Raw genomic sequence first — 26,604 nt, forward strand, 5'->3', positions numbered from 1 at the left:
GAAACTTTGTGTAAACCTCCCCCAAACTGTGGGTAACTTGAGCGGCGCGGGCGGTGGAATTCCCGGTTATGCTGCGGGCGTTGGCGGCGATACACTGTGCAACCGTGACGCAGCAACAGAATCTTCAGGGGCAAGAAGTGACCAGCGGTGGAGCCGGCCGCACCTACGAGGTGCGCACCTTCGGCTGCCAGATGAACGTGCATGACTCGGAGCGACTTTCCGGCATGCTTGAACGCGCCGGATACGTCGCCGCGGAGCAGGAGACCGAAGCCGACCTCGTGGTCTTCAACACGTGCGCGGTGCGCGAAAACGCGGACAAGCGCCTCTACGGCACGCTCGGCCAGTTGAAGAAGACCAAGGAAGCGCACCCCGGCATGCAGATCGCTGTCGGTGGCTGCCTGGCGCAAAAGGACCGGGACACGGTCTTGGAAAAGGCCCCCTGGGTCGATGCAGTGTTTGGCACCCACAACCTGTCGGCGCTGCCCGCGCTGCTGGACCGCGCTCGTGTGGAAGACGAGGCGCAGGTGGAGATCGTCGAGTCCCTTGAGGTCTTCCCGTCCGTACTGCCGGCGAAGCGCGAGTCCTCTTACGCGGGCTGGGTGTCCGTGTCCGTCGGCTGTAACAACACGTGCACCTTCTGTATCGTGCCGAGCCTGCGCGGCAAGGAAGCGGACCGCCGGCCCGGCGACATCCTGGCAGAGGTTCAGGCGCTGGTGGACCAGGGGGTGTCCGAAATTACGCTCCTGGGCCAGAACGTGAATGCGTACGGCGTGAACTTTGTCGACGAAGACCTGGAGCGCGACCGCTCCGCGTTTTCCAAGCTCCTGCGCGCCTGCGGCGACATCGAGGGGCTCGAGCGCGTGCGCTTCACCTCTCCGCACCCGGCCGAGTTCACCTCTGATGTCATCGACGCGATGGCGGAGACGCCGAACGTGTGCCCGCAGCTGCACATGCCGCTGCAGTCCGGCTCGGACAAGGTGCTCAAGGACATGCGCCGCTCCTACCGCACCAAGAAGTTCCTCGGAATTCTCGACGAGGTGCGTGAAAAGCTCCCGCACGCGGCGATCACCACCGACATCATCGTCGGCTTCCCCGGCGAGACCGAAGAGGACTTCCAAGGCACCCTCGACGTGGTGGAGCAGGCGCGCTTCAGCTCGGCGTTTACCTTCCAGTACTCGCCGCGCCCCGGGACCCCGGCCGCCGAGATGGAGGACCAGGTGCCGAAGGAGGTCGTGCAGAACCGGTTCGAGAGCCTCGTCGCCCTGCAGGAGCGTATTAGCGAGGAGGAGAACGCGAAGCTGGTGGGCACCGACCAGGAGCTGCTCGTCCAGGCCGACGGGGGCCGCAAGAACGACCGGACCCACCGCATGTCCGGCCGTGCCCGTGACGGCCGACTCGTGCACTTCACACCCGAGGGCAACATCGACGGCGAGATCCGCCCGGGAGACATCGTCCACGTGACCGTGACTGACTCCAAGCCCCACTTCCTCATCGCGGATTCGGGTGTGCGCTCGCACCGCCGCACCAAGGCGGGCGATAACTCGGCCGCAGGTGAGGTGCCCACCACGGCGCCGGTCGGGGTGGGCCTGGGCTTGCCGACGATCGGCCGCCCCGCCACTAACGCGGACCCCGCAACCGGCACCGCCGCAGCGGGCGGCGCGTGCGGCTGCAACTAGACTCACTGCCCGAACCACTTCCACGCACACTCATTGGAGGCCACCATGGCGCAGGCACCACACCCCGAGGACAATCGGCTCGCCGAGCAGAGCGCGGCCGCCCACACCTACAAGGGCGGCGATGCCAAGCAGGCCGCACGCGCCGAGAAGGCGGCGGGCGCGACCATCCCGGTCAACGCGGGGTTCTGGGTGCTTGCCGGCTGCGTCGTGGTGTACCTCATTGCACTCTTCCTCCCGTTTGCGGGCGGGGTGAGCGGCTGGCAGTTCGTGGGGGTTACGGAGGCGTCGGCAAGCGTTCAGGCGAAGCTCACGGAGACCGTGTTCCTGTGGCTGTCGCTGGCCGGGCTGGGCGTGCTCACGACGGTGGCGCTGGCCACCCGCCGCTTCGTCTTCGCCGCGCCCGCGTGGATGCTCACGACGGTCTCACTGTTTGCGTCTGTGCTCGCGCTGTGGCTCCGCCGCACAAGCGATGCGTTTGACCAGGGATTTCACCACGGCCCGGGCAGCTACCTGGCCATCCTCGCGGTTGCAGTGGCCACGTTCGCCTTCATCCCGGTGATCACCCGCCGCGACGCAGCCCAGCGGGCGGCCGGTGAGCGCCGCGCGCTGCTCGACGACACCGACGACGTGGCCAAGGCCCAGCAGGAAGCCACCCGCCAGGCCCAGGGATACGCCGAGAACCCGCTGCTTATCGACGATCGCCGCGCCCGGGCCGCCGAACGCCACCGCAAACACCCCACGGACTAGGTGGACTGACCGGGGCCGACCCGCGCGGAGCGGAGAATCGGTACGGTGGAGGGCCAGACTTTACCTGTTCCCCACATGGAAGGACTTGTGTATGCGTTGGGTTGTTTCGATCGGCGGCGCCGTCGTCGGTGCCCTCTTCTTCGGTTGGCTGCTGCAGATGCTGGGCATCACCGGCATCCTCTACACCATTCTGGTGCTGGTCGGCTCGGCGGCAACGTCGTCCGCCGCGAACGCACTCTACCGGCCGCGCAGCTAATCCGTCTCCTCGAGCTTCTGCCAAGCTGTCGTGGCGGAGGCAGGCTCCGCGGAGAGCGCCCTCATGATGGATCCCGCAGCTGCGGAACCGTCGGGGTACGAGCAGTAGGCGGTCTCCAGGCCCTCCCACACATCCCGCGCGTGCTCGAGCGTGGCGCGAATGAGCCCCGCGCCGAGGCCGCGACCGCGATGCTCGGGCAGCACGTAGACGAGCCCAAGCTCGCAGACCTTCGGGTCATCCGAAAGGTAGCGGACAACCTCGCACAGACCGGCGATCTCGCCCGCGGCACGAACGATCCCAGTGAGCTGTACACCGCCGCGGTCGGTCAGCCTGGCACCCGCGTCAGTGATGCGCTGGAGGTCCCACTCGATGGTGTCCAGGCGCAGGTCGCCGCGCGGGTAGTCGCGTGAGGCCGCGGTAAGCAACCGGCCGAATTGTTCCGCCTCGCCCGGTGCGCCGGTGCGGTTCGTGCGGAACCCGGGGCCTTCCACGACATGGATGTCACCGGCGGGAGTGGGGAGTGCCGAGATGTGCTCGACCGGGAACGTCGCCTGATCCTCGCGGAACGCGGGCGCGTAGCCGAATTCCTCGGCGGCCGGTGGGGTAAATTCGCCCGGCGCATGGGTTACCCAGATGTGTCTGGTGGGGCGCTCGAGTTGGGTCGACAGGGCGTCGACAAGCGAGAGAGCGGCACGCCATGGTTCGTCCGGGATGGGTTCTCCTGGCAGGGGTGCGATCGCGGCGTCGAGGGTGATGTTTGCCTCGATGACGGTGAGGTCCTCGAGGAGCGGCAGGGAGACGAAGACCCACGCCTGGACGTGCTCGAGGTCGGCTGCGAACAACTCGGGGTATCCGAGGTCGGTGACGGGGCGCGGTGCACGCGCATCTGTGAGCGCGAAGAGGTACGCAGCGGACTCAGCGGACGGCTCGAGGCGTTTCGCAATGTGCGAGGCGGTGACGCCGGAGGTGGCCATGCCGGTGATGTCCTGGATGGCTAGGGTGGCGGAAAAGGCGTACGCCCCGACGACGGCGGCCGCCGCGTCGTGTGCCGCGTCGTCTGCGGCAGCGTGCGGAGTGTGGGCGTCGGGGCGGGGCGCGAAGAGTTGCGGGGCGAGCACTAGTTGTCGTTGACCGCCTTGGACGCCACGTCGGCGAACTCCTGCCATTGGGCGGCCTGTTCGCGCAGCTCTGTGGCCTTTTTCGCGTTGCCCTGTTGCTCTGCAGCCTCAGCCTGCTTGGTCAGGTCATCTGCCTTGACCTGGAACTGGTTAGCCTTGGCCTGTGCTGCCGGGTCGGTCTTGCGCCAGCGGGATTCCTCTGCATCTGCGACGCGGCGCTCGAGCGCGCTGATCTTGTCCTCGTACTCGCGGACCTTTCCGCGGGGGACGTAGCCAATCTCATCCCACTTGTCCTGCAGCTCGCGCAGCTTCGCCTTTGCGCCGCCGAGGCCCTTCGACGGGTCAATGAGCGGCTCGTACTCTGCGATCAGCGCGTCCTTGGCTTGCGCGTTCGCTTCGAACTCGCGGTCGCGTTCGGCGTTGACGGCGTCGCGGGCGCCGAAGAACTTATCTTGTGCCGCCCGGAACTTGGCCCACAGCTTGTCGTCGGCGTCCCGCGGGGCGCGGCCGGCCGCCTTCCACTCCTTCATGAGGTCGCGGTACGCGCGCGCGGTCTCGTTCCAATCGGTGGAGTCCTGCAGGGCCTCGGCGCGCACGACCAGCTCCTCCTTGGCGCGCTTGGCGGCGGCGCGGTTGCGGTCCAGCTCGGCGAAGTGGGAGCCGCGGCGACGGTTGAACGCGTCGCGGGCGCGCGAGTAGCGCTTCCACAGCTGGTCGTCCGTCTTGTGGTCGATGCCGCGAATGGTGCGCCACTCTTCGAGGATGGCGCGAATGCGATCGCCCGCGGCCTTCCACTCATTGGAGTTTTCGGCGAGCTCCTCCGCCTCCGCCGCGAGCGCCTCCTTCCTGGCGATGGCGTCGGCGCGGCGCTGCGCCTTCGCCTCCTGGGCCTGTTGGCCGGCGACGTCCGATGCCGCGATGACCGCGTCCAGTCGCGCGTCCAGGGCGTCCAGGTCGCCGATGACCGCCTGCTCGTCCAGCGTCGACTTCAGCGCCTCGGCCCGCTGGCGAAGCTGCGCGGCGTCGTCCGGGTGGGCTGCCAGGCGGGATTCGATCAGCTCGACCTCGGTGACCAGGTCATCGAAGCGCTGGCCGTAGTGCGCCAGGCCTTCCTCCGGTGTCCCTGCCTGCCAGGAGCCGATTTGGCGCTCCGTGCCACCGCGCGTGACAAAGACCGCGCCGTGCTCATCGATGCGACCAAACTTGGACGGGTCAGCGGTGGGCACCGCGGGCGCCTTCGGCGGGACGGGGGACGGGGTGGCAGCCTGCGGGTTTGCGGAACCAGGCACGGGACCGGGCTTGGGCGAGCGGTTCGGCATCGCGGCCGGTGAAGGTTTCACGCCCGGCTTCGGAGCGGGGGTCGCCCCGGGCTTCGGAGCTGGATTCGGTGTCTGGTCCGAGGTGGTCATTGCAGGTCCTTTCCCTACGTTCAAAGTGCCGCGCGACGCGGCTGCCAGTGCCACGCGGCGTCCGTTGTAGGGCGCCGCGTGGCGAGTGCTTCCTCAAACTTTACAGGGGTACCGGCAGCTGCGCGGCCAAACCTTGCTCCGGGAGCGGACCTCCCACCCGGTTGCGCGCCGAGCACGCCAACTAGAGTGGTGCGGGTGAAACACAGCGCACAGGTCCTCATCATGCCGGGGTCGCCGGCCCTGGTTGACGCCCTCGCCGGGGCCCACGAACCCTCCCGGCGGGTGCTCGGCGCGATCGGCACGGCGGTTGGGCAGGCGGTAGACGCCCTCGGCGCCTCAGGTGCCCGAGAAACAGCGGCGACCATTGACATTGTCTGCCCCCGCAACCAGCAGCACTACACCGTCCATACTGGCTCCTTCGCCGCGTGGGGCGCACCACAGGTCAGCGTCGGCGAGGGAAACTACCTGCCGGAGCTCGTCGCCCGCTACGCGCTCGCGCAACCCTCGCTGGCCGGCCGGAGCACCCGCGTGCGTGAGGTGCGCAGCCACGTGGGAGCACCTGACCCAGGCGTGCTCACCATCGTCGTGGCGGACGGGTCGGCGGGCCTGACCGAGCGCGCGCCGCTCGCGCTCATCTACGGAGCTCCGGAACTGCACCGCGCAATGGAGCGTTTCGCCGACGGCGAGGATGTCGCGCTGCCCGAAAACTTGGAGGAGCTTGGCGTGCTCGAGCCGGGGCTGTGGTTCGAACTCGCCCGGCTCAACCGGGTGAGCAGCCAGTTGGTTGATTCTGACGCGTCGCTTGGCGTCGGCCGCTACGTTGCGCTGTGGGAGGTCGCATGACTCACGTATCCGCGGGCTCGATCAGCCCGATCGCCGTCGTTGGCCCCACGGCGTCCGGAAAGTCCGACCTGGGCATCGCGCTCGCCTCGCACGTCGGCGGGGAAGTGGTCAATGTCGACTCCATGCAGCTCTACCGGGGTATGGACATCGGCACCGCCAAGCTCGGCCCCGACGAGCGCGGCGGCATCCCACACCACTTGCTGGACATCTGGCCCGTCACCAAGACCGCGTCCGTGGCCGAGTATCAGGCACTCGCCGTCGCCACCGTTGAGGAGATCATGGCGCGCGGCAAGGTCCCCGTCCTCGTCGGCGGTTCGATGCTGTACGTGCAGTCGCTTATCGACGCCTGGACGTTCCCGCCCACCGACCCCGCAGTTCGCCAAAAGTACGAGGACCGCAGGCTCGTCATCGGCACCGACGCGCTGCACGACGAGCTCGCCGCGATCGACCCCGAAGCCGCCCGCGTCATCGAGGACAAGGACCCGCGACGCACGGTGCGCGCGCTCGAGGTCATCGAGCTGACCGGGAAGCCCTTCCAGGCGTCCCAGCCGCCAAAGGACGCGCCGCCGCGCTGGGGGACACGCATCGTGGGGCTGCGCACGAACGCCGAGTGGCTCAACCCGCGCGTGGAACAACGCGCGCACCTCATGTTCGAGCGCGGCCTCATCGACGAGGTCGAATCGCTCATCGGTGACGGGCTCGTCCGCGACTCCACCGCCGGGCGCGCCATCGGCTACGCCCAGGTCCTTGACATGATGGCAGGCACGCTTTCCCGCGACGAGGCCGTCGAGCGCACGGTGACCGGCACGCGCCGCTACGTGCGCCGCCAGCGCTCGTGGTTCAACCGGGACCACCGCATCGCGTGGCTCGACGCAGCGTCGGGAGAGACGCTCGACCAGGCGCTGGGCGCGCTGCGTCTAGACTCGCAACCATGACTCAGCCGCAACAGTTCATCAAAGCCCACGCGACAGAGAATGACTTTGTCGTACTCGTAGACGTCGACAATCAGCTCGACCTCGCCCCCGAACAGGTTGCCTGGCTGTGCAACCGCCGCGCCGGGATCGGCGGCGACGGCCTGCTGCGCGTCGTGCGTATCGACGGCACCTGGTTCATGGACTACCGCAACGCCGACGGCTCGATCGCTGAGATGTGCGGCAACGGCATCCGCGCATTCGCCCACGTGCTCAAGGCCGAGGGCCTCGAACCCGCCGACGACTTTGACGTGCACACCCGCGCAGGAGTGAAGCGGATCCACGTCGAGCGCTTTGACGAGCGCGACGCCGTCGTTGCCGTGGGCATGGGCGCCGTGCGGGTTGGGGCTGACTCTTGGGCGACTATCGGATCGCGCACCTTTGAAGGCGTCGCCGTCGATGTGGGGAACCCGCACCTCGCCGCGGTCGTGCCCGGCATGACCGCTGAGGAGCTCGCAGCCATGGAGCTGTCCGCCCCCGAGTTTGACGCTGCCGTGTTCCCGGAGGGCGTCAACGTGGAGCTCCTCACCGAGGCGCGCGACGGGCAGTGTTCCATGCGCGTCTGGGAGCGTGGCGTAGGAGAGACCCGCTCCTGCGGGACTGGCACCGTCGCCGCCGCGGCCGCCGCGCTGCGTGCCGCAGGCGAGGCGGCTGGGACCGTCACTGTGCGCGTCCCCGGCGGTGCGGTGGAAGTTGCAATCAGCGAAGACTCAGTAAATTCGGAGCAAACCGCGCGCATGACGGGCCCCTCGCGTATCGTGGCGCACGGAGATCTCATCCTTCCCGGTCCCGCTGCGGACGCCGTTTCTCCCTCCGGCGCGCAGTAGAAGCTCCTTGAAAGTAGCCGCAATGCACCTCGCAGCCTCGTTTGCACGTCCACTTCACGACGATCACCGGGACGCCAAGCGACCCAGTTCCCGGCGGCTCGCCAGCGTGGCCGCCCCGATGGCCGCAGTGGTTGCAGTGGCCGCAGTGGCGCCACCCGCCAACGCCGCCGATGTCGGCCCGCTGGAAGACTCGGGGCTACTGGGCGCGCAGTCTTGCTTTGTCAGCCTCACCGAAGACGAGGCCAAGGCGTACGCGCTGTATGACACCGTGGCGCTGGAGCGACTCTTCATCGTTGCGAGTAAAACCACGCTCACACCCGAACAACTCAAGCGCCTCGATGCGTTAGCAGCAAACGAGTCCGTGGTAGAGACCTTGATCAGCTACGAAAACTTTACCGACGTCGCCCCAGACGTCGAAGCAGAGTACGAACGCGAAGTTGCGTCGCTCGAGGACGCATACGGCCCCGATACGGCCGGAACAATCACGGACATCGTCGCAGCGCAAGCCCGAACCGACGCGTACCTGCAACGTGTGGAGTCCGGGAGGGCGAATTCCTGGGAGTTTGAGCTCTTCCCGGGAGAGACCGCAAACGCAGCGTGGGCCGAAATGGGCTACGAAGGATGGGATGAGTTCGCCCAGAACCCGGGCAAGGTTTTCTCCGCCAATGAACAGCTGGACCTGACGCAGGACCAGATCAGGAGGTTTAACGAGGAAGCACCGCGCGTCGTCGACCTCCCCGCAGCCATCGCCTACGAGCGCGCAAACGTCGCCGCGACGAAGCAGGCAGACAAGGCGTGCGCGCAGGGCGGCAACGTAACGGTCAGCTTCCCCACGGAAGCGGACGTGAACCAGCAAGGAGGCGTCGGCACGCGTCACGGCGACGGCCCTGCACCCGCAGGTGAGCCCCTGGCCGACACCGCGGCGCCCCCAGCGGTCCCGGCGAGAGCAGAAAACACGGAGCAGGCCAGCTCGGCGGGAAAGGCAGTTGCCATCGCACTTGGGGTGCTCGCCGCGCTGGGGTTCCTCGTCGGCGGCGCAGTCGCAGTCGCGCCTCGGCTGGGTATCACACTGCCGTCGCAGCTGCAGCAGTTGCTGTAGGTGGTTGCGCTCGCAGCGCTACGCGGGCCCGATTTGGCGCGCGACGCGCCGGGCGTCGTCCCACGCTTCGGAAAGCTCGAGCGCGCGCTCGTCGGCAATGCCAATGAGCTTTTCTAGCTGGAAGCGGTCAATGTCCGGGGATTCCAGGTAGCCGTCAATGCGCGCGATGAAGCGGCGCGCCGAGGAGGTGCGCAGCAGGAACTCGCTGATGGCGTGCTGCGAGACGTCGCCGTTGGCTAGCGCCGGGTAGTGCAGCGTGCGATCTGCGACGGACTGCGTGGACGTGCCGTACTTGAGATCGTCGTAGCTTTGGAGGATCTCCTCCATGTCGTCGCGCGCGATGCGCAGCGACGCCTTCAGCGACGCGATCTCCGGATTCGTGTCGTACCGGCGGTGTATCGCGAGCGCGAGCGGGATGAGGAGCAGCGTGAGCATGAGCCCTGGGAGCCGGAGGAAGATCACCAGCAGGACCGCCACTGCGAACAACAGCGCGCCCCACAAGGCGCGGAGTAAGTCTTTTCGTGATGGATCCACGTGCGGTCACCTCCTCGATCGGCGTGTGGGGACCATGTCAACGGGGTCACCGGAGCCGAGCGTCTGTATCCCTAGTGCCCACCGCAGCCACAGGAACCGCCACAGCCGCCACACCCGCCGCCGCTCGGAGCGGGGATGGAGCCGGCGAGCACCGCGGTACCGGCGATGACGGAGTCGCGTTGCGGGAGCTCGCCGTCCGGCAGGCACACGTCGAAGGGGAAGGCGCCATCCACGGACGCGTGAATGAAGCGCTGGCCGGTCAGCTCGGAGGTGCGGTATTCCGCGTCGAGGACGCGTGCGGAAAGCTGCGCCGCTGCGTCGGGGGTGGTGGCCGCGCCGTTGCCCACGGCTTCCGCACCAGGGGAGGTCACGGCGCCGAGGACTGCACCCGGGTTGGCCGCCAGGTACGCGTCGGTGGAATCGAAACGCTGCTGGTCCAACATCAGTGCGGTGATGCCCAGCTCCTGCCACTGGAGCGTCGGCTCGTCGACGATTAGCGGGCCCTGCGCCAGATTCACGGTAACGGAGGAAATGGTGTTACCGTGCGGATCAACAACGTCGGCCAGTGCGACGACGTCATTGAGCGGGGTGATGTGCGCAAACGTGCGCGTTTGCGACGCAAAGCCAGCGAAGGTGGCAAACGGCTCAACAGCCAGGATGTTGAGCTGCGCGCCCGACGGGTCGCCGTACTGAATCAGCTGCCCGCCACGGACCTCGCCCGTGACTTCGAGGCGGTTGGTGGCGATTGCCTGCTCGACTGCTTCCTGCCACTTGGAAAAACCGAGGCCGATCGCAGCAAGGTCCTGGTGGGCGCCGTTGCTCGCGGTGGCCGCTTGGGCTCGGGTACTCAGAGTTTCGCTCATGGAGCACAGCCTAGTCGGCGAATGCACCGGGGTGAGAACTGCGGGGTCGCGGTGGCGTCGCAAAGCACTGTGCGCACGGAATGATCCGCATGCACACGGTGTTGGAAGAAACACGTAAACTACAACGTAAGCATTCTTCGGAATGCGCTGGGCGCGCGAACCCACGTGGCCCGGAAGTTCTGACCAGAAGGACTGAATGACCTCAACGTTCTACACCCAGGGTGCTCAGGGAGCACAGGACGACCAGAGCGACCAGGATGCGGCGCGTGATGCGCTGCTCGAGCGGGCGTTCCGGCACAACTCGCCGCAGCCCGGGGCTGACGCCCCGACGACTGGCGCGCTCGACTTGGAGGAGCGTAACTCGTTCCGCAGGGTGACACAGCACACCGAGATTCGTACTGACGAGCTCGAAGACGACTACGAAGTTGAGTACCGCAAGCTGCGCCTTGAGCGAGTGATCCTCGTTGGCGCGTGGCTCGAGGGCACGACTGCGGAGATGGAAGCGAACATGCGTGAGCTCGCTGCGCTGTCGGAGACGGCGGGCGCGGAAGTCGTGGAGATGATCTACCAAAAGCGCGACAAGCCCGACCCGGGCACCTACATCGGTGCCGGCAAGGTCGGGGAGCTGCGCGAGATCGTGCAGGCATCCGGCGCGGACACGGTGGTCTTTGACGGTGAGCTCTCGCCCTCGCAGATCGTGGCGCTGGAGGAGGCGCTGAAGACCAAGGTCATCGACCGCACCATGCTCATCCTGGACATCTTCGCCCAGCACGCGAAGAGCCGAGAGGGTAAGGCACAGGTCTCGCTGGCGCAGATGGAATACCTGTTCTCGCGCACCCGTGGTTGGGGCGGCAACCTGTCCCGCCAGGCGGGCGGTCGCGCCGGCTCCAACGGGGGCGTGGGCCTCCGCGGCCCTGGTGAGACTCGTATTGAGGCAGACCGTCGCCGCCTACGCGCGGACATGGCGCGCCTGCGCCACGAGCTGAAGGGGATGAAGACGGCGCGCGAGGTGAAACGCGCGCGGCGCCAGCGTTCCACCACGCCCAAGATTGCCATCGCTGGCTACACCAACGCGGGCAAGTCCTCGCTGATTAACGCGATGACGGACGCGGGCGTGCTGGTGGAGGACGCGCTGTTTGCCACCCTGGACCCCTCGACGCGGCGCGCCCAGCTGGCGGACGGCCGCAATGTTGTCCTCACCGATACCGTCGGTTTCGTGCGCCATCTGCCCACGCAGCTGGTCGAGGCGTTCAAGTCCACGCTGGAAGAGGTCACGAACGCGGATCTCTTGCTGCACGTGGTGGACGGCTCGGACCCGTTCCCGCTGAAGCAGATCAAGGCGGTCAACGAGGTCCTGGCAGAGATCACGCGCGAATCCGGCGAGGAAATCCCGCCGGAGATCGTCGTGGTGAACAAGATCGACGAGGCTGATCCGCTCGTGCTTGCAGAGCTGCGCCACGCCTTCGATTCCTCCGGCCACGATGTCGTCTTCGTCTCCGCCCTTACCGGCGAGGGCATCCCCGAGCTGGAAGGCAAAGTCGAGTTGTTCCTCAACACCCTCGACGCCCACGTGGAGATGCTCGTCCCGTACACCCGCGGCGACGTCGTCTCGCACGTCCACGAGGAGGGCACCGTGCGCCGCGAGGAGTACGAGGAGCAGGGCACGCGTATCGACGTCCGTCTGCCCCAGGTGCTCGCCGACCAGTACGCGGAATTCGTAGTCGCGTAAGCGGGCGAGTGCCTGCGTAAACGATTGGAACCAGCTAGGTACACCTGCCTAGACTGCCAGGCGTGAATACTTCATACGGTTGGTCCCTGCACGGCGACGGCCGCACCGTGAAACCCGGTGCCGTCGTCGCACCCGACGAACGGCTGAGCTGGCCGCGCACCATCGGCATCGGCATGCAACACGTCGTGGCCATGTTCGGCGCGACCCTGCTCGTGCCGACCCTGACCGGGTTCCCCGTCAACACGACACTGCTCTTTTCAGGTTTGGGCACGATCCTCTTCCTGCTCATCACCCAGAACAGGCTGCCCAGCTACCTTGGCTCCTCGTTCGCCTTCATCGCGCCGCTGTCCGCCTCCCAGCAGTACGGCATCGGCGCGCAGCTGGGCGGGGTGCTGGTGACAGGCTTGCTCCTCATCGCCGTCGGCGCGGTCGTGCACGTGGCCGGCAAGCGCGTGATCGACGCGGTCATGCCGCCCACCGTCACCGGCGCTATCGTCGCCCTCATCGGCTTCAACCTCGCGCCGACCGCGGTGAGCAACGTCCAAGCACAGCCGGCCGTCGCTGGCGTGACCCTCGCGGCGATCGTGCTGATCACCGTGGCGACCCGCGGGATGATCTCGCGCCTGAGCATCCTGATCGGCGTGATCGTGGGCTGGGCCTACGCCGCAGCCACGGGCGGGCTTGCCGACGACGCCCTGGACACCATCGCCGCCGCGCCCCTTATCGGCCTGCCGCAGTTCCACTCGCCGGAATTCCACCTTTCTGCCATCCTGGTCACGCTGCCCGTGATGGTGGTGCTCATCGCCGAAAACGTCGGGCACGTCAAGGCGGTCTCCGAGATGACCCACCGAGACCTGGATGACCTGCAGGGCAGGGCACTTATCGGCGACGGCATTGCCACCACCCTCGCCGGCGGTTTCGGCGGCTCCGGAACGACCACGTACGCGGAAAACATCGGCGTGATGGCGGCGACGAAGGTGTACTCCACGGCGGCGTACTGGGTGGCAGCGTGCTTTGCCATCGCACTGGCGTTCGTGCCCAAGTTCGGCGCCATCATCTTCACGATTCCCGTCGGCGTTCTCGGCGGCGCGTGCCTGGTCCTGTATGGGCTCATCGGCATGCTGGGCGTGCGCATCTGGCAGGACAACAACGTGGACTTCACCAACCCGGTCAACCTCACTGCCGCCGCGGTCGCGCTGATCGTGGGCATTGGCAACCTGTCCTTCACCGTCGGCTCCGTGACGCTCGAGGGGATCGCCATCGGGTCTGTGGGCATCATCGTCGGCTACCCACTCATGCGGTGGCTGTACAACTCGGTCGGGGAGGGCCAGTACCGGTAAGGAGGGGATTACGGGGGCGTCGATAAGCACGAAAGAGCCCCTGGACCTTCACTGGGAAGGTGCCAGGGGCCTTAAGTTGTGCGATCGCGGGGAGGCTACTCCTCGTCGAGGTTCTGCTCGATCAGCGCGGCGATCTTCTCAACGGCGTCGGCGTTGTCGGAGGTGACGGTGACCTCGTCGCCGTGCTCCGCGCCCATCGCCATGATCATGAGGGAGGACGCGGCGTCGGTCTCGTCGTCCTCGTCGCCACCGACGAGGGTCAGGATGATCTCGTCATCAAACTCGCCTGCGGCGTCGGAGATGATCGTTGCCGGGCGTGCGTGCAGTCCGACGGTGGAGCCAACCTTGACGGTCTTGGAAGCCATAATGAGGTCCTTTCGAAAATACTTTGGTTGAGTGCTGATTTATTGGGTACCAGTGTAGGCACCGGGTTGGTTATGCCGCTACCTGCTGCGCGCCCGCCGAAGCGGTGTTTTCCTGCGCAGCCTTGTCAACAGCGGCCTTCTGGATTTCCTTGTTGGGCCAGAAACGCTTGATGGCAATTACGGCCAACGTGGCCACGAGTACGCCCGCGGCCAGCGCGATCACCATGCCCCACCACGGGTCGTAGGCGAAGATGACAAACACGCCGCCGTGCGGCGCCTGGCATCCCACGCCCAGGCCCATGGAGACCGCGCCCGCGGTAGCGCCACCCAGCATCATCGCGGGGATGACGCGGAACGGGTCAGCTGCTGCGAACGGGATCGCGCCCTCCGAGACGAAGGACAGACCCAGGAGCCACGCGGACTTGCCGTTCTCCTGCTCGGCCGGGGTGAACAGCTCCTTGCGCAGGAAGGTCGCGATGGACAGCGCGATCGGCGGTACCATACCGGCGATCATGACGGTCGCCATGATCTCGAAGCTGGCGTCCGTGCCAGCGGACAGGCCTGCGGTACCGAACAGGTACGCCGCCTTGTTCACCGGGCCACCAAGGTCAAAGCACATCATCAGGCCGATGATGATGCCAAGCAGTATTGCCGACGACCCCGTCATGGACGACAGCCAGTCGGTCAGCCCCAGCATGAGCGCCTCGAGCGGGCGGCCCAGCAGGAGGAACATCAGCAGGCCGACGATCAGGGAGGTCAGCAGCGGGATGATCACAACCGGCATGAGCGAGCCGAGCCAGCGCGGCACCTTCCAGGTCTGGATCCAGTACGCGATCACGCCGGCGAGCAGGCCGGTGACCAGGCCGCCGATGAAGCCGGCACCGACCATGACGGAGATGGCGCCGCCGATGAAGCCCGGTGCGATACCGGGGCGCCCGGCCAAGCCGTAGCCGATGTAGCCGGAGAGGGCCGGCACGACGAACTGCATGCCCATCTGGCCCGTGGCATAGAGCACGGCGCCGAGGTAGAGCGCCCACCCGGAGCGCTCAAAGGTTGCCGTGACACCGTCAACCGTCACCTCGTGGCCCGGCAGATCCCACGGCGTGAACTGGGTGACCAGCGCCTGCCAGCCGTTGGCCATGTCGTAGCCGCCGAGCAGGAAGCCGAGCGCGAGCAGGAGACCGCCCGCGGCGACGAACGGCACCATGTAGGACACGCCGGTCATGATCGCCTGCTGCAGGCGCTTCGGCCAGCTTTCGCCGGAGGAACCGGTTGCGGAGTCCTCGCCGGCTGACTCGGAGGCAGCCGCGACGCGAGGGGCCTTCGGGTCCTTCGCCGCGGCGATGGCCTCGTCGATCATCGCGTCCGGTTCGTTCACGCCGCGCTTGACCGGGGAGTCCACGACCGGCTTGCCGGCAAAGCGGCCCTTGTTTCGCACGGCCACGTCGTGGGCAAAGATGACTGCGTCGGCGCTATCAATGAAGGACTGCTCGAGCGGGTCCCCGCCGGACGACCCCTGCGGCTCCACAATGAGCTCGACGTTATCGCGCTTTTCGGCTGCCTGGGTGAGCGCGTCAGCCGCCATGTAGGTGTGGGCAATGCCGGTCGCACACGAGGTGACCGCAGCGATGCGGATGACGTCCTGCTTCGCGCCGGAAGTGCCCGCAGTACCTGCAGCGCCCGCGGTGACGGCCGTGCTGCCGGCGGCTGCGGCGCCATCGGTCGTGGCCGGTTTCGGCTTCTTCTTTTTCGGTTCGGCGTTGACGACCTCCAGCACGGCGTCGACAAGCTCCTGCTCGGTGCTGGCGTTGCGAAGCTTCTCCACAAAGTCACCGCGGACCAGCGCGCGGGCCAGCTTGGACAGGATTTTCAGGTGTTCCTTGCCGCCGCCCTCGGGGGCGCCGATGAGGAAGACCAGCTCGGCATTGCCGTCGGGGCCGGAGAAATCAACCGGATTGGACAGGCGCGCGAAGGCAAGGGTGGGCTCGTTGACCGTAGCGACGCGGCAGTGCGGGATGGCCACACGGCCGTTGACACCGGTGCCGGCCTTCGCTTCGCGGGCAGTCGCCGCTTCAGCGATGGGGCCTGCGTCGGTCGCCCGCCCGGTGGCTTCTATGAGCCCGGCAAGGTGTTGGATGACGTCCGCGGGCGAGGAGCCGAAGTCCACGTCCAGCCTGACCAGGTCAGGTGTGATGAGTGGGGAGTTCATAGGAGTTCCTACTCTGTAGCGAAGGATATGGGTATTGAATTAGTTGGAAAGGCTGAAGACTTTGGTGCGCTCGACGTCCAGGTCGGACGGGGAAGGAATCCCCGTGCCCGGCATCGAGGCAGCGGCCGAGCCGTAGGCCACGGCCCGGCGGAGGCAATCCGCGGGCTCGAGGCCCTCGACTCGCGCCATCACGTAGCCGGCGAGCGAGCTGTCGCCCGCGCCAACGGTGGAGCGAACGGTGATCGGGGGAGCGGAGGCCGCCCACGCGCCGTTGGCCGTGACCAGGCACGCGCCGGCGCCACCGAGCGTGACCAGCACCTCCTGCACACCTCGTTTCACGAGGGCGCGCGCTGCGGCGATGATGGCATCGTACTCGCCGCGCTCGGCGGCGGCCTCGAGCTCGTGCCCGTCCGCGCCGGTGAGCTGGGCCAGCTCGAACGAATTCGGTTTCATGATGGTCGGTGCCGCACCGTCGAGCTTGCGCCCTAGCGCCTGCAGCGGCGCATCCGACGTGTCCACAGCAATGACAAGATCCGGCGAAGCCTTGCGCAGGGAAGCGACAAGCTCGGCGTACCAGTCCGGCGCCGCACCAGGCGGCAGCGAACCAGCCAGCACTGCAGCGTCGGCGTTTCGTGCGTGGTTGAGCAGTTGCTTTTCGACGCCACGCTGCTCCTCGCCCGACAACTCGGCACCACGCTCGTTGATCTTGGTGGTGGTGCCGTCCGGCTCGGTGAGCGCAGTATTCGTCCGCACGTTGCCCTGGATGGGCACTGGTTCAAAGGGGATGCGCGCGCGCTCGACAGCGCTGATGAATGGGTCGTGTAGTCCACACGGCGCGATCGCGAGGGCGTCCTTGCCAGCCAGCGCGACAGCGTTGGCGACGTTGATGCCTTTACCACCGGCCTCGCGTCTGGCGTCGGTGGCGCGGACCACTTCGCCGCGCGCCACGCTATCGACGTTGAGTGTGGCGTCGATGCTGGGGTTCGGCGTTAACGTGATGATCATGGATTCGCTCCCTACTGTTGATGTAGTGGGGTGAGGCACGAGAGCGCCCCTACGCAGCGAGTCTGTTGGCGATGCCGGGCACTAAGCGCCACCCCCCAAGTATGTCCGAATAGGTGTGATTTTTCAACCATTCGGAAGCGATCTCACACGAGTGAGCGGGAAAACGGGCTTACTCGGACGCGGTAATGACGTCGACGCCGTGTGCGACGAGTTCATCGATGAAGGACTTTGGCGCCTCCGAGTCGGTCACCAGCACATCGACTTCGCTCAGGCGGGCGAAGCTCACCAGGTAGTCGTTTCCGAGCTTGGTCGAGTCGCACATCGCCACCACCTTGTGCGCGTTCGTGACCATCGCCTTCTTGATCGCGGCCTCTTGGGGGTCGGCCGTGGAGAGCCCGTGATCAATGGTCAATGCGTTGGTGCCAATGAAGGCGACGTCGGCGCGCAGGATGGCAATGGAGCGAAGGGCGATGTCTCCGACGACCGCTTGGGTGATCGCACGAACGGTTCCACCCAGAAGCTGCACATTTTCCAAGCCCGCGCTCGCCAGGTCGAGGGAAGTGGGCAGCGAGTTGGTCACGATGTGCCAATCTTTAGCCGAGGGGTGCTTGGCAATAATTTCGGCCAGACCATTGATGGTCGTGCCAGAGTCGAGGAAGAGAGATCGGTCCGGCCGGTCCGGGAGGAATTGGAGCGCTGCACGGGCGATCGCCATCTTGGCCGTGGACGCGGCGCGATAGCGGGCTTCAAGCGGAAACTCGGTGGTGAGAAAGGATTGGCTCGCTACGGCGCCACCGTGCACGCGGTGGACAATGCCCTCATCATTGAGCACAGCCAGGTCGCGACGGATCGTCTCCGCGGTGACTCCAAACTTTTCGGCCAGCTCAGTGACATTGACTCGACCTTCAACCGCGGTGAGGGAGGCAATTTGTCGCCGGCGTTCTTCTGCGTACACGGCGCTCCTTCAGTATGTCGGGATGTAAGACGGGAAAACGTATACCTGTCATTGTCGCATTGATTGGTGCCCGATTGGTTGTTGTTGTGCCCGACTCCCCCGAAGCGGGGGCAGCACCCGCCACATATCCGGAAATCGTCACAGTGGTTGAAGGTGATAAGCGGAGGTGAGCTACAAACAAGAAAAACGCCCGCGCGAGGGATCGCTGCGGGCGTGTGTTCAGGGTGGAGGTGCTACATGGTGCGGAACACGGAGACGACGCGTCCCATGATTTCCGCATTGGTGCCGTCAATAGGCGAGTAGGCATCGTTGTGGGGGAGGAGCCACACGCCGCTGGAATCCTTGTGGAACTCCTTCACCGTCGCCTCGCCGTCGAGCAGGGCTGCGACGAACTCTCCCTCCTCTGCCACGGGCTGGGAGCGAACGACGACCCAGTCGCCGGGGAGGATGCCGGCATCGCGCATCGACTCGCCGACGACCTGCAACATGAACAGGTCGCCGTCGCCGAGAAGATCCTCCGGCATCGGGTAGTAGCTCGTCACGTTCTCCTCTGCGAGGATCGGCGACCCGGCGGCAATCTGGCCGACCACTGGGATGTAGCGCGGAGTCGACGCATCCTCCGGCACGTTTGTGTCCGTGCTCGGCTTCGGCTTCTTGCCGGGTGCGTCGGGGAGATGGCGCAAGTCGACCGCGCGAGGCTTGTTCGGGTCGCGGCGCAGGAAGCCCTTCTTTTCAAGCTCTTTGAGCTGGTAGGCGACGGACGAGGTGGACTGCAACCCAGCTGCGTCGCCAATCTCGCGAATGCTTGGCGGGTAGCCGCGAAGGACGACGGCGTCCCGAATTACTTCCAAAATTCGCCGCTGACGATCAGACAGCGTCGAGATGTCCAAATCCTTGGCATCAGCCTTTTTGCGGGCCATGAGGTGCTCCTTTGATGGTGACTGTGTGTGAGTTTATTCGCGCTAACTACGCACTGCACAACCTACCAGATCGGGCAAACATGTTCGAGTTCTCAACCCGCCCGCTAGACAAGCTTTGACGTGCCTGCTATAAATCGAACATGCAACCGACATCGAACGCCTGAACGGTATTCCGTTCGACAGTGTTGGTTCGGTTCGTAAGATTGCGGTGAACGTGAAAGGAATGAACTCATGACGATGATGCAAAATGGTACTTACGGTGCTTCTACTACTCGCTTCGAGGTGGCTTCCATGCCGGCTCGTGCTGACGAGTGGGACATTGAAACCCGTGGTGTTCGGCGGTGTGGGGCTGAGCATGTTCGAACGCTCAGTAATTCGATAATGGCCGTTGATGTGGGGAGGGGTGATCCGGCGCAGTGGCCAGACCGAGCGGACGATCGGTTCGAATCCCACCGCGAAAAGCGCGAGAGCGTGCTCGTGGGACTGGGCTTGAGCGCCGCGCTGGTGATCGGGTCGATCGTGGGCGGTGCGTTCTCGGACGACACCGCGTCGATGAGCCACCAAGTCTCCGCCCAATACGTCGCTGGCGCCCGCTAGGGAAGCGGCGCGGGGGACGGTACATTGAGGAGGCAAGCCCGGGCGCACGTCCCCGGGGCGTACCCAGAACAGCGAGGAGCGGGAGCCTGCAATGTACTGTCCGTTTTGCCACAACGATCATTCGCGCGTGATGGACTCCCGCATCATTGAAGGAGGATCAGCAATCCGCCGGCGTCGTGAGTGCACCGAATGTGGGGGGCGATTCACCACCGTGGAAAAGGCAGTGCTGACGGTGGTGAAGCGCAACGGGATCAGCGAGCCGTTTGACCGTGACAAGCTCATCGTCGGCGTGCGGCGTGCCTGCCAGGGGCGCGACGTGTCGGACGACGCGCTCAAACGACTCGCGCAACAGGTCGAGGAGATCGTGCGCTCCCACGGCAGCTCACAGATCCCCGCGCACGAAATCGGCCTCGCGGTGCTCGAACCGCTCCGCGCGCTTGACGAGGTCGCCTACCTGCGCTTCGCGTCCGTGTACAAGTCGTTCGAGAGCGCCGACGACTTCGAATCAGAGATTCGTCTGATGCGGCGGCGCGACAAAGAGGACTTCTGAGCCGGTTGAGTCTGTAGCTCACGCCGCTAGGTCAGCTTGTCTACCATCTTCTCAATGCGCCGCGCGCTGACCGGCTTCGGCGTGCCAAGGCGCTGCGCGAAGACGCTCACGCGCAGTTCCTCAATCCTCCACAACACGTCCTTGTAGGCGCGAGTCTTTTCCCGCCCGGCGGGGAGCTTGGCCAACTTGGCGGCAAGGTACGACTTCGCGCCGTCGACAATTGCCTGCCGGTCCGCATCGCGGTCGGGATCCACGCGCATGTCCTCAAGGCGAATCCGGATAGCCTCGATGTAGCGCGGCATGTGCTGGAGGTGGGTCAGTCCGTGCCTGGTCAACGCGTTGCGGGGGAGGTAAAACTCGAGCTGCGAACGCATGTCATCAATCGCGGGACCTTCCCATTGCGACAGCTCCTGCGCCATGTTCGCGTACGCGACGAGCCCAGGGGCGATGCCCACCACCATGCGCCGCACCGCGCCAGGAACTTCTGGCGACACCTTGGCCACGAGCGCCGAAAACTCCTCCGGAGTACGCACGGGGCCACCGTGCTGCATCATCAGGTCGCGGATCGCGGCCACCCGTGCATCCTCCACGAGCCCCTTCGCGCCACCGTGCGGGTACTGGTCCACCGCCACTTTCTGGCGCAGCGGCAACCCCTTGGTCATCTGCTGCGCAGAGACCGAAATCTCGCGGATCAGCAGCGTGAGGGTCGCGGTGATCATCGACGCGTCCGCGGCAGCCTTCGTTGGGAAGACCGTGACGCGCACGCCGTCGCGGGTAGCCTCCAGCGCGGGGAACGCGTCGACGCTATTGCCATCAATGGTGGTTTGCACCGTCGCCGGCACCTCGCCCAGGGAGTCCGCCGTCCACTTCGCCACGGCCTTAGACTCCGCTGCCCGGCTCGCCTTTGACACCGACGAGCGGATCTTGCCCGCCTGCCGCTTCTTCAGCGCGGCAAGGTCCTTGTCGTGGTCGACAACCTTCCCGCGCTTGTCAATTGCGGCGTACGTCATGGTCAGGTGCGCCGGGAGTCGAGTCGGTGAGAAGTCTGACCCGTTGACCCCGGAGGCCCCCAGTGACTGGAGGGCGGACGCGAGGGCGTCGACAAGCGGCTGCCCGTCTTCGAGGAGGGGCAGGGCGCGCTGCGCGAAGTCGGGCGCGGGGACGACGGTGGTGCGAATCGCCTTGGGGAGCGAGCGGATGAGCTCGGTGATGAGCTCCTCGCGCAGCCCCGGTACAAGCCAGTCGAAGCCATCCGGGCTCAGGCCTGCGAGCAGCGGGACCGGGACCTCGACGGTGACGCCGTCGAACGGGTCGCCGGGCTCGAACTTGTAGCGCAGGTCGTAGTTGATCGATCCCTGCCGCCACGTCTCGGGGAAGGCGGTGGCTGAGGTGTCGGTGCCGGTGTCGTCAAGCAGCGATTCCGGGTCGAAGTCGAGGAAGCGCTTGTCGGTGCGGCGCTGCTTCTTCCACCAGGAGTCGAAGTGCCGCGCGGTGGTCACGTCGGCGGGCAGCTTGGCGTCGTAGAACTCGAACAGCGTGTCCTCGTCGACCACGAGGCCGCGGCGTCGGACCTTTTCCTCCACCTCGGAGGCCTCCGCGAGCAGGGCGTCGTTGTGCTCGATGAACGTGTGGTGGCGGTTCCAATCGCCCTCCAGCAGCGCGTGTCGGATGAACATGCTGCGCGCCGCCTCCGGATCCACCTTGTGGTACGGCACGAGCCGGTCGCGCACAATAGTGACGCCGTAAAGCATGGATTTCTGGTGCACCATCGCCGCGGAGCGCTTGCGCGACCACACAGGTTCGGAATAGCTGTGCTTGAGCAGGTCTTTCGCGGCGCGTTCCACCCACTGCGGCTCGATCTTGGCGACGTCGCGCGCCCACAGCCGCGAGGTCTCCACCAGTTCCGCGGCCATGAGGAACTCCGGCGGCTTCTTGCTCAGGCTCGAGCCGGGGAAGACGAGGAAGCGGGTGCCGCGCGCGCCCTGGAACTCCTTTGAGTTGCCGTCGCGCGCGCCAATGCTTGACAGCAGGCCAGTGAGCAGCGATTTGTGCACGGCGTCGGCGTCTGCTTCGCCGTCGGCTTGAGTGCTTTGCGACGCCCGCACAATCCACCCCAACTGCTTTTCCACATCCCGCAGCTGCCGCACCAGGTCGTACCACTCGCGGATACGCATGTAGTGCAGGAACTCGCGCTTCATCCGTTTGCGGAACGCGTTGCCCGACAGGTCGTCGCGGGACTCGTTTATGTAGTCCCAGAGCTTGAGCACGGAGAGGAAGTCGGACGTCTTGTCCTTGAAGCGTGCGTGCGCCTGATCCGCCTGCGCTTGGTACTCCAGGGGGCGTTCGCGCACGTCCTGGATGGTCATGCCGGCGACGATCACGGTGACGCGATCGAGCACGCCAAGGGTGTTGGCCTCGACGAGCATGCGCGCCATGCGCGGGTCGACGGGGATGCGCGCGAGGTCGCGGCCGATGTCCGTCAAGACGGGGGCGCCGCCGCGCTCCTTGTCGGTGAGCGCGCCCAGCTCGTGGAGGAGCAGGAGACCGTCGCGGACTGCCTTGTGGTCCGGCGGCTGGATAAACGGGAACTCGGAAATGTCGCCGAGGCGCAGCGAAATCATTTGCAGAATGACGCTGGCCAGGTTGGTGCGCAGGATTTCCGGGTCGGTGAACTCGGGCCGCGCCTCGAAGTTTTCCTCCGAGTACAGGCGGATGGCAATGCCGTCGGCGGTACGTCCCGAGCGGCCCGATCGCTGGTTCGCGCTGGCCTGCGAAACCTCCTCGATGGGCAGGCGCTGTACCTTCGTGCGGGTGGAGTAGCGAGAGATACGGGCCAGCCCGGTATCCACCACGTAGTGGATCCCCGGCACGGTCAGCGAGGTCTCCGCGATGTTGGTGGCCAGCACGATGCGGCGGCCGGAGTGCGGGGAAAACACGCGGTGTTGCTCCGCGTTGGAGAGGCGCCCGAACAGCGGCACGACCTCCACGCCGCGCCAGTGCTGCTTCTCCAGCGCCTCCATGCAGTCGCGGATGTCGCGCTCTGATGAGAAGAAGCAGAGGATGTCGCCCTTGCCCTCGCCCATGAGCTCCTTGCAGGCATCGACGACGCCGTCAATCATGTCGATGTCCACGTCTTTCGTGCCCGACTTCGTCTCCACTTGCTCGACGAGCGGCCGGTAACGGATCTCCACCGGGTAGGTGCGGCCCGAGACCTCGATGATTGGCGCGGGCGTGCCGTCTGCGGCCGCGAAGTGCGCGGCGAAGCGCTCCGGGTCGATCGTCGCCGAGGTGACAATGACTTTGAGATCCGGCCGCTTCGGCAGGAGCCGCTTGAGGTATCCGAGGAGGAAATCGATGTTCAGGCTGCGCTCGTGGGCCTCATCGATGATGATCGTGTCGTAGGCGTTGAGAAAACGGTCGCGCTGCATCTCCGCGAGGAGGATGCCGTCCGTCATCAGCTTCACGGCGGTAGAGTCCGACACCTTGTCGTCGAAGCGGATGGCGTAGCCGACGGTTTGGCCAATCGTTTGCCCCAGCTCGTCGGCGATGCGCTCGGCCACCGTGCGCGCCGCGATCCTGCGCGGCTGCGTGTGTCCGATCAGCCCGCGTCGCCCGCGCCCCATCTCCAGCAGCATTTTCGGGATCTGCGTGGTCTTGCCCGAGCCCGTCTCGCCAGCGATGATCACGACCTGGTTGTCGCGGATCAGCTCCATGATGTCGTCGCGCCGCGCGGAAACGGGCAGCTGCTCAGGGTACTCGATGGCGGGCACGAGGGCATTTCGCTTCTCGACGCCACGCGCCGCCTCCGCAATGTCCGCCCCGATCGCGGCGAGCGCCTGCGGCGCCTTGGCCTTGGAAAGCCGCCGCCGAAACCGACGCTCCTGGTTGATCGGCACCGAGTCGAGCTGGCGGTACAGCTCGTCCTTGCTCAGTGGGCTCAGTGGGCTCGGCGCGTCCGTATTGTCTGGATCCTTTTTCATCACTGCTGGAACAGCTTAGTAGCTCATGGCTCGAGCGCTGCATCTCCGCGCGCGTCGGCCTCCGCGTACGCGGCTTTCACCAACTCGCCCAGGGCCACGAACTCTTCAGCGCGGCTTGACGACGCCCGGTACGCAAGCCCTATGGTCCGCTGCGCCCCAACGCCAGTGGCGAAGGTCGCCAGCCCGATCCCGGGGCGGGTGCATTCGCTGGCCACGGCGGACTTGGGCACCAGCGTTGCGCCGAAACCAGCGCCGACGAGCTGCATGATCGTGGTGAGCGACGCCGCCCGCGTCACCGACTGGTTGGCGGCGGGGTGAGACACATTCGCCAGCTTGCACAGGTCGACGATTTGTTCGCGGAGGCAGTGGCCGTCGTCAAGCAACAGCAGGTCGAGCTCCTCGAGGGCGGCGAGCGGCAGGTCGCGACGCCCCGCGAGCGCGTCATCCTCGTGGGTGACGGCGACGAATTCCTCGTCGTAGAGTGGCAGTTCGGTGAGCGTGGGCGTCTCGGTGGGGAGGGCGAGGACGGCGAGGTCGATGCGACCGTCGCGAAGCTGCTCAAGCAAACGCTCGGTCTGTTCCTCCACGATGCGCGGCTGCAGGTTCTCATACTCGGACCGCAGACGCGGCAGGAGATCCGCCAGAAGGTACGGGGCGACCGTGGGGATCATCCCGATGGTCAACGGGCCGTTGAGCACGCCGTGGGCGCCCTGTGCGCGGGCGACGAAAGCGTCGGCTGCTTCGAGCGTGGTTTTTGCGAAGGGGAGCAGCTCCTCGCCGGCGGCGGTGACGATGACCTTGCGCGTCGAGCGCTCGATGAGCTGTATACCCAGCCCGCCCTCGAGCGCGACGAGGGCCTGCGACAACGACGGCTGCGAGATACCGAGCTTGGCCGCGGCGGTGCCGAAGTGCTTGTTCTCCGCGATCGTGACGAAGGTGCGCAGCTGCGCGAGCGTCGGTTTATATTCCTTATTGCTCATGCCTATCATCATACCGCACCTTTATAGGTTTTGTTGTTGAGCTTCCGGGTGGGCTGTGGCATACTCGGGTGGCAGAAGACGTGAGAACGTGTTCGTGACTAACTGCGTCACAGTACGCAAATTCACCCTATGTATATGGAGGAATCACTATGCCGATCATGACTGTTGGGGAGCGTTTCCCGGAGTTCAACCTGACCGCGCTCAAGGGCGGCAACCTCAAGGAAGCAGACGCGTCCTCCCCGGACGACTACTTCGAGCAGGTCTCCCTGGACAAGTACGAGGGCAAGTGGAAGATCGTCTTCTTCTACCCCAAAGACTTCACCTTCGTATGCCCGACCGAGATTGCCGCCTTTGGCAAGCTCAACGAGGAGTTTGAGGACCGCGACACCCAGGTGCTCGGCGGCTCCACGGACAACGAGTTCTCCCACTTCAACTGGCGCGCAACGCACGAGGACCTGCTGGACATCCCGTTCCCGATGTTCGCCGACGTCCGCCACGACCTGATCCGCGCTCTCGGCGTCGAGAACGCTGACGGCGTGTGCGACCGCGCGACCTTCATCATCGACCCGGACGGCATCGTCCAGTTCGTGTCCGTCACCCCGGACGCCGTCGGCCGCAACGTCGACGAGGTCCTGCGCGTCCTCGACGCACTGCAGTCCGAGGAGGTTTGCGCCTGCGACTGGCAGAAGAACGATCCGACCAAGAACATCGACAAGATGGCCGTGGTTCAGGACGCCCTGAAGTAGCGCGATTCTTCGCCCGAAGCCGCCCCGCGCTCCGCACCGCTGGAGTGGCGGGGCGCTTGTCTACTTACCACCAATCACACGAAAGGACACCCAATGTCTATTGATAACCTGCGCGGCGCTCTGCCGGAGTACGCCAAGGACCAGAAGCTGAACCTCGGTTCGCTGACCCGCTCGACCGAGCTGAGCGAGCAGCAGCTGTGGGGCGCGCTCGTCGCCGCTGCCGCCGCGACCCGCAACGCGACCGTCATCTCCGAAATTACCGACGAGGCGAAGGAGCACCTCTCCGAGGAGGCCCTCAACGCTGCGTTCGGCGCCGCCACCGTGATGGCGATGAACAACGTCGGCTACCGCGCCAAGGGCTGGCTTGGCGACGACTACGCGCAGGTCAAGTTCGGTCTCCGCATGAACATCATCTCCAAGCCGGGCGTGGAGAAGGCCGACTTCGAGCTGTGGTCCCTCACCGTTTCCGCGATCAACGGCTGCGAGCACTGCAGCGTCGCCCACGCGAACACGCTGCGCGAGGAGGGCCTGACCAAGGAGCAGATCTGGGAGGGCGTCAAGGTCGGCGCCGTCGTGCAGGCCGTCGCCCAGGCCATCGAGATCGAGGCAGCGCGCTAGCAGCTCGCTTATCGACGCCACGCAAACCCCCAACCCTATTTAGACGCACCAAACCGGCCCGCGGTTCCCTCCCGGGCCGAAAATGGGTGAATCCTCACAACCCATTGTTTCCCCAGCTCAGAGCCGGTAACGTGGCTGCTATGAACGCACTGGCAGACCTCGTATCCATCGACCGCCGCGGCATGCAACTTGTCGCGGCGGCCGCTGGCATGACCCTCGAGGACCTCACCGGACTCGGCCTGCCACGCGACCGCGCCCGCCAACTCC

24 protein-coding genes are annotated in these 26,604 nt (G+C 66.0%); 13 read left to right on the top strand and 11 right to left on the bottom strand.

The annotated features are described in order from the left end of the window. Positions 1 to 68 precede the first annotated feature (68 nt). The 3 genes from miaB (at position 69) to FPP74_RS03890 (ending at position 2,679) form a co-directional block, all read left to right on the top strand. Positions 69 to 1,676 (top strand): tRNA (N6-isopentenyl adenosine(37)-C2)-methylthiotransferase MiaB, encoded by a 1,608-nt coding sequence (gene miaB / locus FPP74_RS03880; RefSeq protein WP_144717193.1) that lies wholly within the window; start codon positions 69 to 71, stop codon positions 1,674 to 1,676. A 45-nt stretch (positions 1,677 to 1,721) separates the two neighbouring features. Then, positions 1,722 to 2,423: a hypothetical protein gene (locus FPP74_RS03885; RefSeq protein WP_255456053.1), complete on the top strand. Its 702-nt coding sequence runs from the start codon at positions 1,722 to 1,724 to the stop codon at positions 2,421 to 2,423. 91 nt (positions 2,424 to 2,514) lie between these two features. Then, on the top strand, positions 2,515 to 2,679 hold the full coding sequence (locus FPP74_RS03890) for a glycerol dehydrogenase (protein ID WP_095277275.1): 165 nt from the start codon (positions 2,515 to 2,517) through the stop codon (positions 2,677 to 2,679). On the opposite strand, the gene FPP74_RS03895 is transcribed toward FPP74_RS03890, so the two are convergent. Together FPP74_RS03895 and FPP74_RS03900 are read right to left on the bottom strand one after the other, a co-directional pair. Then, positions 2,676 to 3,797, bottom strand: a complete 1,122-nt coding sequence (locus FPP74_RS03895; protein WP_255456054.1) for a GNAT family N-acetyltransferase — start codon at positions 3,795 to 3,797, stop codon at positions 2,676 to 2,678. The genes FPP74_RS03890 and FPP74_RS03895 overlap by 4 nt on opposite strands. Further along, positions 3,797 to 5,206, bottom strand: coding sequence for a DUF349 domain-containing protein (locus FPP74_RS03900; RefSeq protein WP_144717195.1), 1,410 nt, complete (start codon positions 5,204 to 5,206; stop codon positions 3,797 to 3,799). Before FPP74_RS03900 ends, FPP74_RS03895 begins: the two co-directional genes overlap by 1 nt. Before the next feature lie 195 nt (positions 5,207 to 5,401). Here FPP74_RS03900 and FPP74_RS03905 point away from each other — a divergent pair, with 195 nt between their 5' ends. The 4 genes from FPP74_RS03905 to FPP74_RS03920 are packed head-to-tail and all read left to right on the top strand — an operon-like array spanning position 5,402 to position 8,946. After that, complete coding sequence (locus FPP74_RS03905) at positions 5,402 to 6,049, top strand: hypothetical protein (RefSeq protein ID WP_255456055.1); 648 nt, start codon at positions 5,402 to 5,404, stop codon at positions 6,047 to 6,049. Beyond that, positions 6,046 to 6,984, top strand: a complete 939-nt coding sequence (miaA, locus tag FPP74_RS03910; RefSeq protein WP_144717196.1) for a tRNA (adenosine(37)-N6)-dimethylallyltransferase MiaA — start codon at positions 6,046 to 6,048, stop codon at positions 6,982 to 6,984. The genes FPP74_RS03905 and miaA overlap by 4 nt, the downstream gene beginning before the upstream one ends. Then, positions 6,981 to 7,847, top strand: a complete 867-nt coding sequence (dapF, locus tag FPP74_RS03915; protein WP_144717197.1) for a diaminopimelate epimerase — start codon at positions 6,981 to 6,983, stop codon at positions 7,845 to 7,847. The genes miaA and dapF overlap by 4 nt, the downstream gene beginning before the upstream one ends. Before the next feature lie 22 nt (positions 7,848 to 7,869). Beyond that, complete coding sequence (locus FPP74_RS03920) at positions 7,870 to 8,946, top strand: hypothetical protein (RefSeq protein ID WP_144717198.1); 1,077 nt, start codon at positions 7,870 to 7,872, stop codon at positions 8,944 to 8,946. Positions 8,947 to 8,964: 18 nt separating this feature from the next. Here FPP74_RS03920 and FPP74_RS03925 read toward each other — a convergent pair whose 3' ends face one another. Together FPP74_RS03925 and FPP74_RS03930 are read right to left on the bottom strand one after the other, a co-directional pair. Next, positions 8,965 to 9,480 carry a hypothetical protein gene (locus FPP74_RS03925; protein ID WP_095277264.1) on the bottom strand — a complete coding sequence of 172 codons (516 nt, stop codon included), beginning with the start codon at positions 9,478 to 9,480 and terminating at the stop codon, positions 8,965 to 8,967. A gap of 71 nt (positions 9,481 to 9,551) precedes the next feature. Further along, a complete protein-coding gene (locus FPP74_RS03930; RefSeq protein ID WP_095536698.1) occupies positions 9,552 to 10,343 on the bottom strand; it encodes a hypothetical protein in 792 nt (263 codons plus the stop codon). A 196-nt stretch (positions 10,344 to 10,539) separates the two neighbouring features. Between FPP74_RS03930 and hflX the strand changes: the two genes are divergently transcribed. Next, positions 10,540 to 12,072, top strand: a complete 1,533-nt coding sequence (gene hflX, locus FPP74_RS03935) for a GTPase HflX (RefSeq protein ID WP_095277259.1) — start codon at positions 10,540 to 10,542, stop codon at positions 12,070 to 12,072. A 62-nt stretch (positions 12,073 to 12,134) separates the two neighbouring features. Continuing rightward, entirely contained in the window at positions 12,135 to 13,412 is a 1,278-nt protein-coding gene (locus tag FPP74_RS03940) for a uracil-xanthine permease family protein (protein ID WP_095547131.1), read from the top strand. Between the two features lie 95 nt (positions 13,413 to 13,507). Here FPP74_RS03940 and FPP74_RS03945 read toward each other — a convergent pair whose 3' ends face one another. The 5 genes from FPP74_RS03945 to lexA form a co-directional block, all read right to left on the bottom strand. Then, positions 13,508 to 13,777: an HPr family phosphocarrier protein gene (locus FPP74_RS03945; protein ID WP_144717199.1), complete on the bottom strand. Its 270-nt coding sequence runs from the start codon at positions 13,775 to 13,777 to the stop codon at positions 13,508 to 13,510. Positions 13,778 to 13,847: 70 nt separating this feature from the next. Then, positions 13,848 to 15,986 (bottom strand): fructose-specific PTS transporter subunit EIIC, encoded by a 2,139-nt coding sequence (locus FPP74_RS03950; RefSeq protein WP_144717200.1) that lies wholly within the window; start codon positions 15,984 to 15,986, stop codon positions 13,848 to 13,850. 39 nt (positions 15,987 to 16,025) lie between these two features. Then, positions 16,026 to 16,991: a 1-phosphofructokinase family hexose kinase gene (locus tag FPP74_RS03955; RefSeq protein WP_144717201.1), complete on the bottom strand. Its 966-nt coding sequence runs from the start codon at positions 16,989 to 16,991 to the stop codon at positions 16,026 to 16,028. 169 nt (positions 16,992 to 17,160) lie between these two features. Next, a complete protein-coding gene (locus FPP74_RS03960) occupies positions 17,161 to 17,946 on the bottom strand; it encodes a DeoR/GlpR family DNA-binding transcription regulator (RefSeq protein WP_095277246.1) in 786 nt (261 codons plus the stop codon). Positions 17,947 to 18,179: 233 nt separating this feature from the next. Then, the gene (gene lexA / locus FPP74_RS03965; RefSeq protein ID WP_095277243.1) at positions 18,180 to 18,866 is read right to left on the bottom strand and encodes a transcriptional repressor LexA; all 687 of its coding nucleotides are present in this window, start codon (positions 18,864 to 18,866) and stop codon (positions 18,180 to 18,182) included. Positions 18,867 to 19,247: 381 nt separating this feature from the next. Here lexA and FPP74_RS03970 point away from each other — a divergent pair, with 381 nt between their 5' ends. Both FPP74_RS03970 and nrdR read left to right on the top strand, forming a co-directional pair. Then, positions 19,248 to 19,463: a hypothetical protein gene (locus tag FPP74_RS03970; protein ID WP_133063988.1), complete on the top strand. Its 216-nt coding sequence runs from the start codon at positions 19,248 to 19,250 to the stop codon at positions 19,461 to 19,463. Between the two features lie 91 nt (positions 19,464 to 19,554). Then, complete coding sequence (nrdR, locus tag FPP74_RS03975) at positions 19,555 to 20,013, top strand: transcriptional regulator NrdR (protein WP_095277238.1); 459 nt, start codon at positions 19,555 to 19,557, stop codon at positions 20,011 to 20,013. A 26-nt stretch (positions 20,014 to 20,039) separates the two neighbouring features. Here nrdR and hrpA read toward each other — a convergent pair whose 3' ends face one another. Then, positions 20,040 to 23,993 (bottom strand): ATP-dependent RNA helicase HrpA, encoded by a 3,954-nt coding sequence (hrpA, locus tag FPP74_RS03980; RefSeq protein ID WP_144717202.1) that lies wholly within the window; start codon positions 23,991 to 23,993, stop codon positions 20,040 to 20,042. Positions 23,994 to 24,016: 23 nt separating this feature from the next. Further along, the gene (locus FPP74_RS03985; RefSeq protein WP_144717203.1) at positions 24,017 to 24,973 is read right to left on the bottom strand and encodes a hydrogen peroxide-inducible genes activator; all 957 of its coding nucleotides are present in this window, start codon (positions 24,971 to 24,973) and stop codon (positions 24,017 to 24,019) included. Positions 24,974 to 25,122: 149 nt separating this feature from the next. Here FPP74_RS03985 and FPP74_RS03990 point away from each other — a divergent pair, with 149 nt between their 5' ends. Further along, positions 25,123 to 25,719 carry a peroxiredoxin gene (locus tag FPP74_RS03990; RefSeq protein ID WP_095277230.1) on the top strand — a complete coding sequence of 199 codons (597 nt, stop codon included), beginning with the start codon at positions 25,123 to 25,125 and terminating at the stop codon, positions 25,717 to 25,719. A 93-nt stretch (positions 25,720 to 25,812) separates the two neighbouring features. Continuing rightward, positions 25,813 to 26,337: a carboxymuconolactone decarboxylase family protein gene (locus FPP74_RS03995; protein WP_095277227.1), complete on the top strand. Its 525-nt coding sequence runs from the start codon at positions 25,813 to 25,815 to the stop codon at positions 26,335 to 26,337. Positions 26,338 to 26,604: the final 267 nt, after the last annotated feature.

This window comes from Corynebacterium sp. NML180780, assembly GCF_007786415.1.
Taxonomy (GTDB): Bacteria; Actinomycetota; Actinomycetes; order Mycobacteriales; family Mycobacteriaceae; genus Corynebacterium; species Corynebacterium gottingense.

What these genes read in the sequence shown, in the direction of transcription:
- FPP74_RS03955 (WP_144717201.1), bottom strand. Translation starts at nt 16,991, where the DNA reads ATGATCATCACGTTAACGCCGAACCCCAGCATCGACGCCACACTCAAC.
- lexA (WP_095277243.1), bottom strand. Translation starts at nt 18,866, where the DNA reads ATGGCCCGCAAAAAGGCTGATGCCAAGGATTTGGACATCTCGACGCTG.
- FPP74_RS03920 (WP_144717198.1), top strand. Translation starts at nt 7,870, where the DNA reads ATGCACCTCGCAGCCTCGTTTGCACGTCCACTTCACGACGATCACCGG.
- hrpA (WP_144717202.1), bottom strand. Translation starts at nt 23,993, where the DNA reads ATGAAAAAGGATCCAGACAATACGGACGCGCCGAGCCCACTGAGCCCA.
- FPP74_RS03890 (WP_095277275.1), top strand. Translation starts at nt 2,515, where the DNA reads ATGCGTTGGGTTGTTTCGATCGGCGGCGCCGTCGTCGGTGCCCTCTTC.
- FPP74_RS03885 (WP_255456053.1), top strand. Translation starts at nt 1,722, where the DNA reads ATGGCGCAGGCACCACACCCCGAGGACAATCGGCTCGCCGAGCAGAGC.
- hflX (WP_095277259.1), top strand. Translation starts at nt 10,540, where the DNA reads ATGACCTCAACGTTCTACACCCAGGGTGCTCAGGGAGCACAGGACGAC.
- FPP74_RS03995 (WP_095277227.1), top strand. Translation starts at nt 25,813, where the DNA reads ATGTCTATTGATAACCTGCGCGGCGCTCTGCCGGAGTACGCCAAGGAC.
- miaA (WP_144717196.1), top strand. Translation starts at nt 6,046, where the DNA reads ATGACTCACGTATCCGCGGGCTCGATCAGCCCGATCGCCGTCGTTGGC.
- FPP74_RS03990 (WP_095277230.1), top strand. Translation starts at nt 25,123, where the DNA reads ATGCCGATCATGACTGTTGGGGAGCGTTTCCCGGAGTTCAACCTGACC.
- FPP74_RS03900 (WP_144717195.1), bottom strand. Translation starts at nt 5,206, where the DNA reads ATGACCACCTCGGACCAGACACCGAATCCAGCTCCGAAGCCCGGGGCG.
- dapF (WP_144717197.1), top strand. Translation starts at nt 6,981, where the DNA reads ATGACTCAGCCGCAACAGTTCATCAAAGCCCACGCGACAGAGAATGAC.
- FPP74_RS03930 (WP_095536698.1), bottom strand. Translation starts at nt 10,343, where the DNA reads ATGAGCGAAACTCTGAGTACCCGAGCCCAAGCGGCCACCGCGAGCAAC.
- nrdR (WP_095277238.1), top strand. Translation starts at nt 19,555, where the DNA reads ATGTACTGTCCGTTTTGCCACAACGATCATTCGCGCGTGATGGACTCC.
- FPP74_RS03945 (WP_144717199.1), bottom strand. Translation starts at nt 13,777, where the DNA reads ATGGCTTCCAAGACCGTCAAGGTTGGCTCCACCGTCGGACTGCACGCA.
- FPP74_RS03985 (WP_144717203.1), bottom strand. Translation starts at nt 24,973, where the DNA reads ATGAGCAATAAGGAATATAAACCGACGCTCGCGCAGCTGCGCACCTTC.
- FPP74_RS03970 (WP_133063988.1), top strand. Translation starts at nt 19,248, where the DNA reads ATGGCCGTTGATGTGGGGAGGGGTGATCCGGCGCAGTGGCCAGACCGA.
- FPP74_RS03950 (WP_144717200.1), bottom strand. Translation starts at nt 15,986, where the DNA reads ATGAACTCCCCACTCATCACACCTGACCTGGTCAGGCTGGACGTGGAC.
- miaB (WP_144717193.1), top strand. Translation starts at nt 69, where the DNA reads ATGCTGCGGGCGTTGGCGGCGATACACTGTGCAACCGTGACGCAGCAA.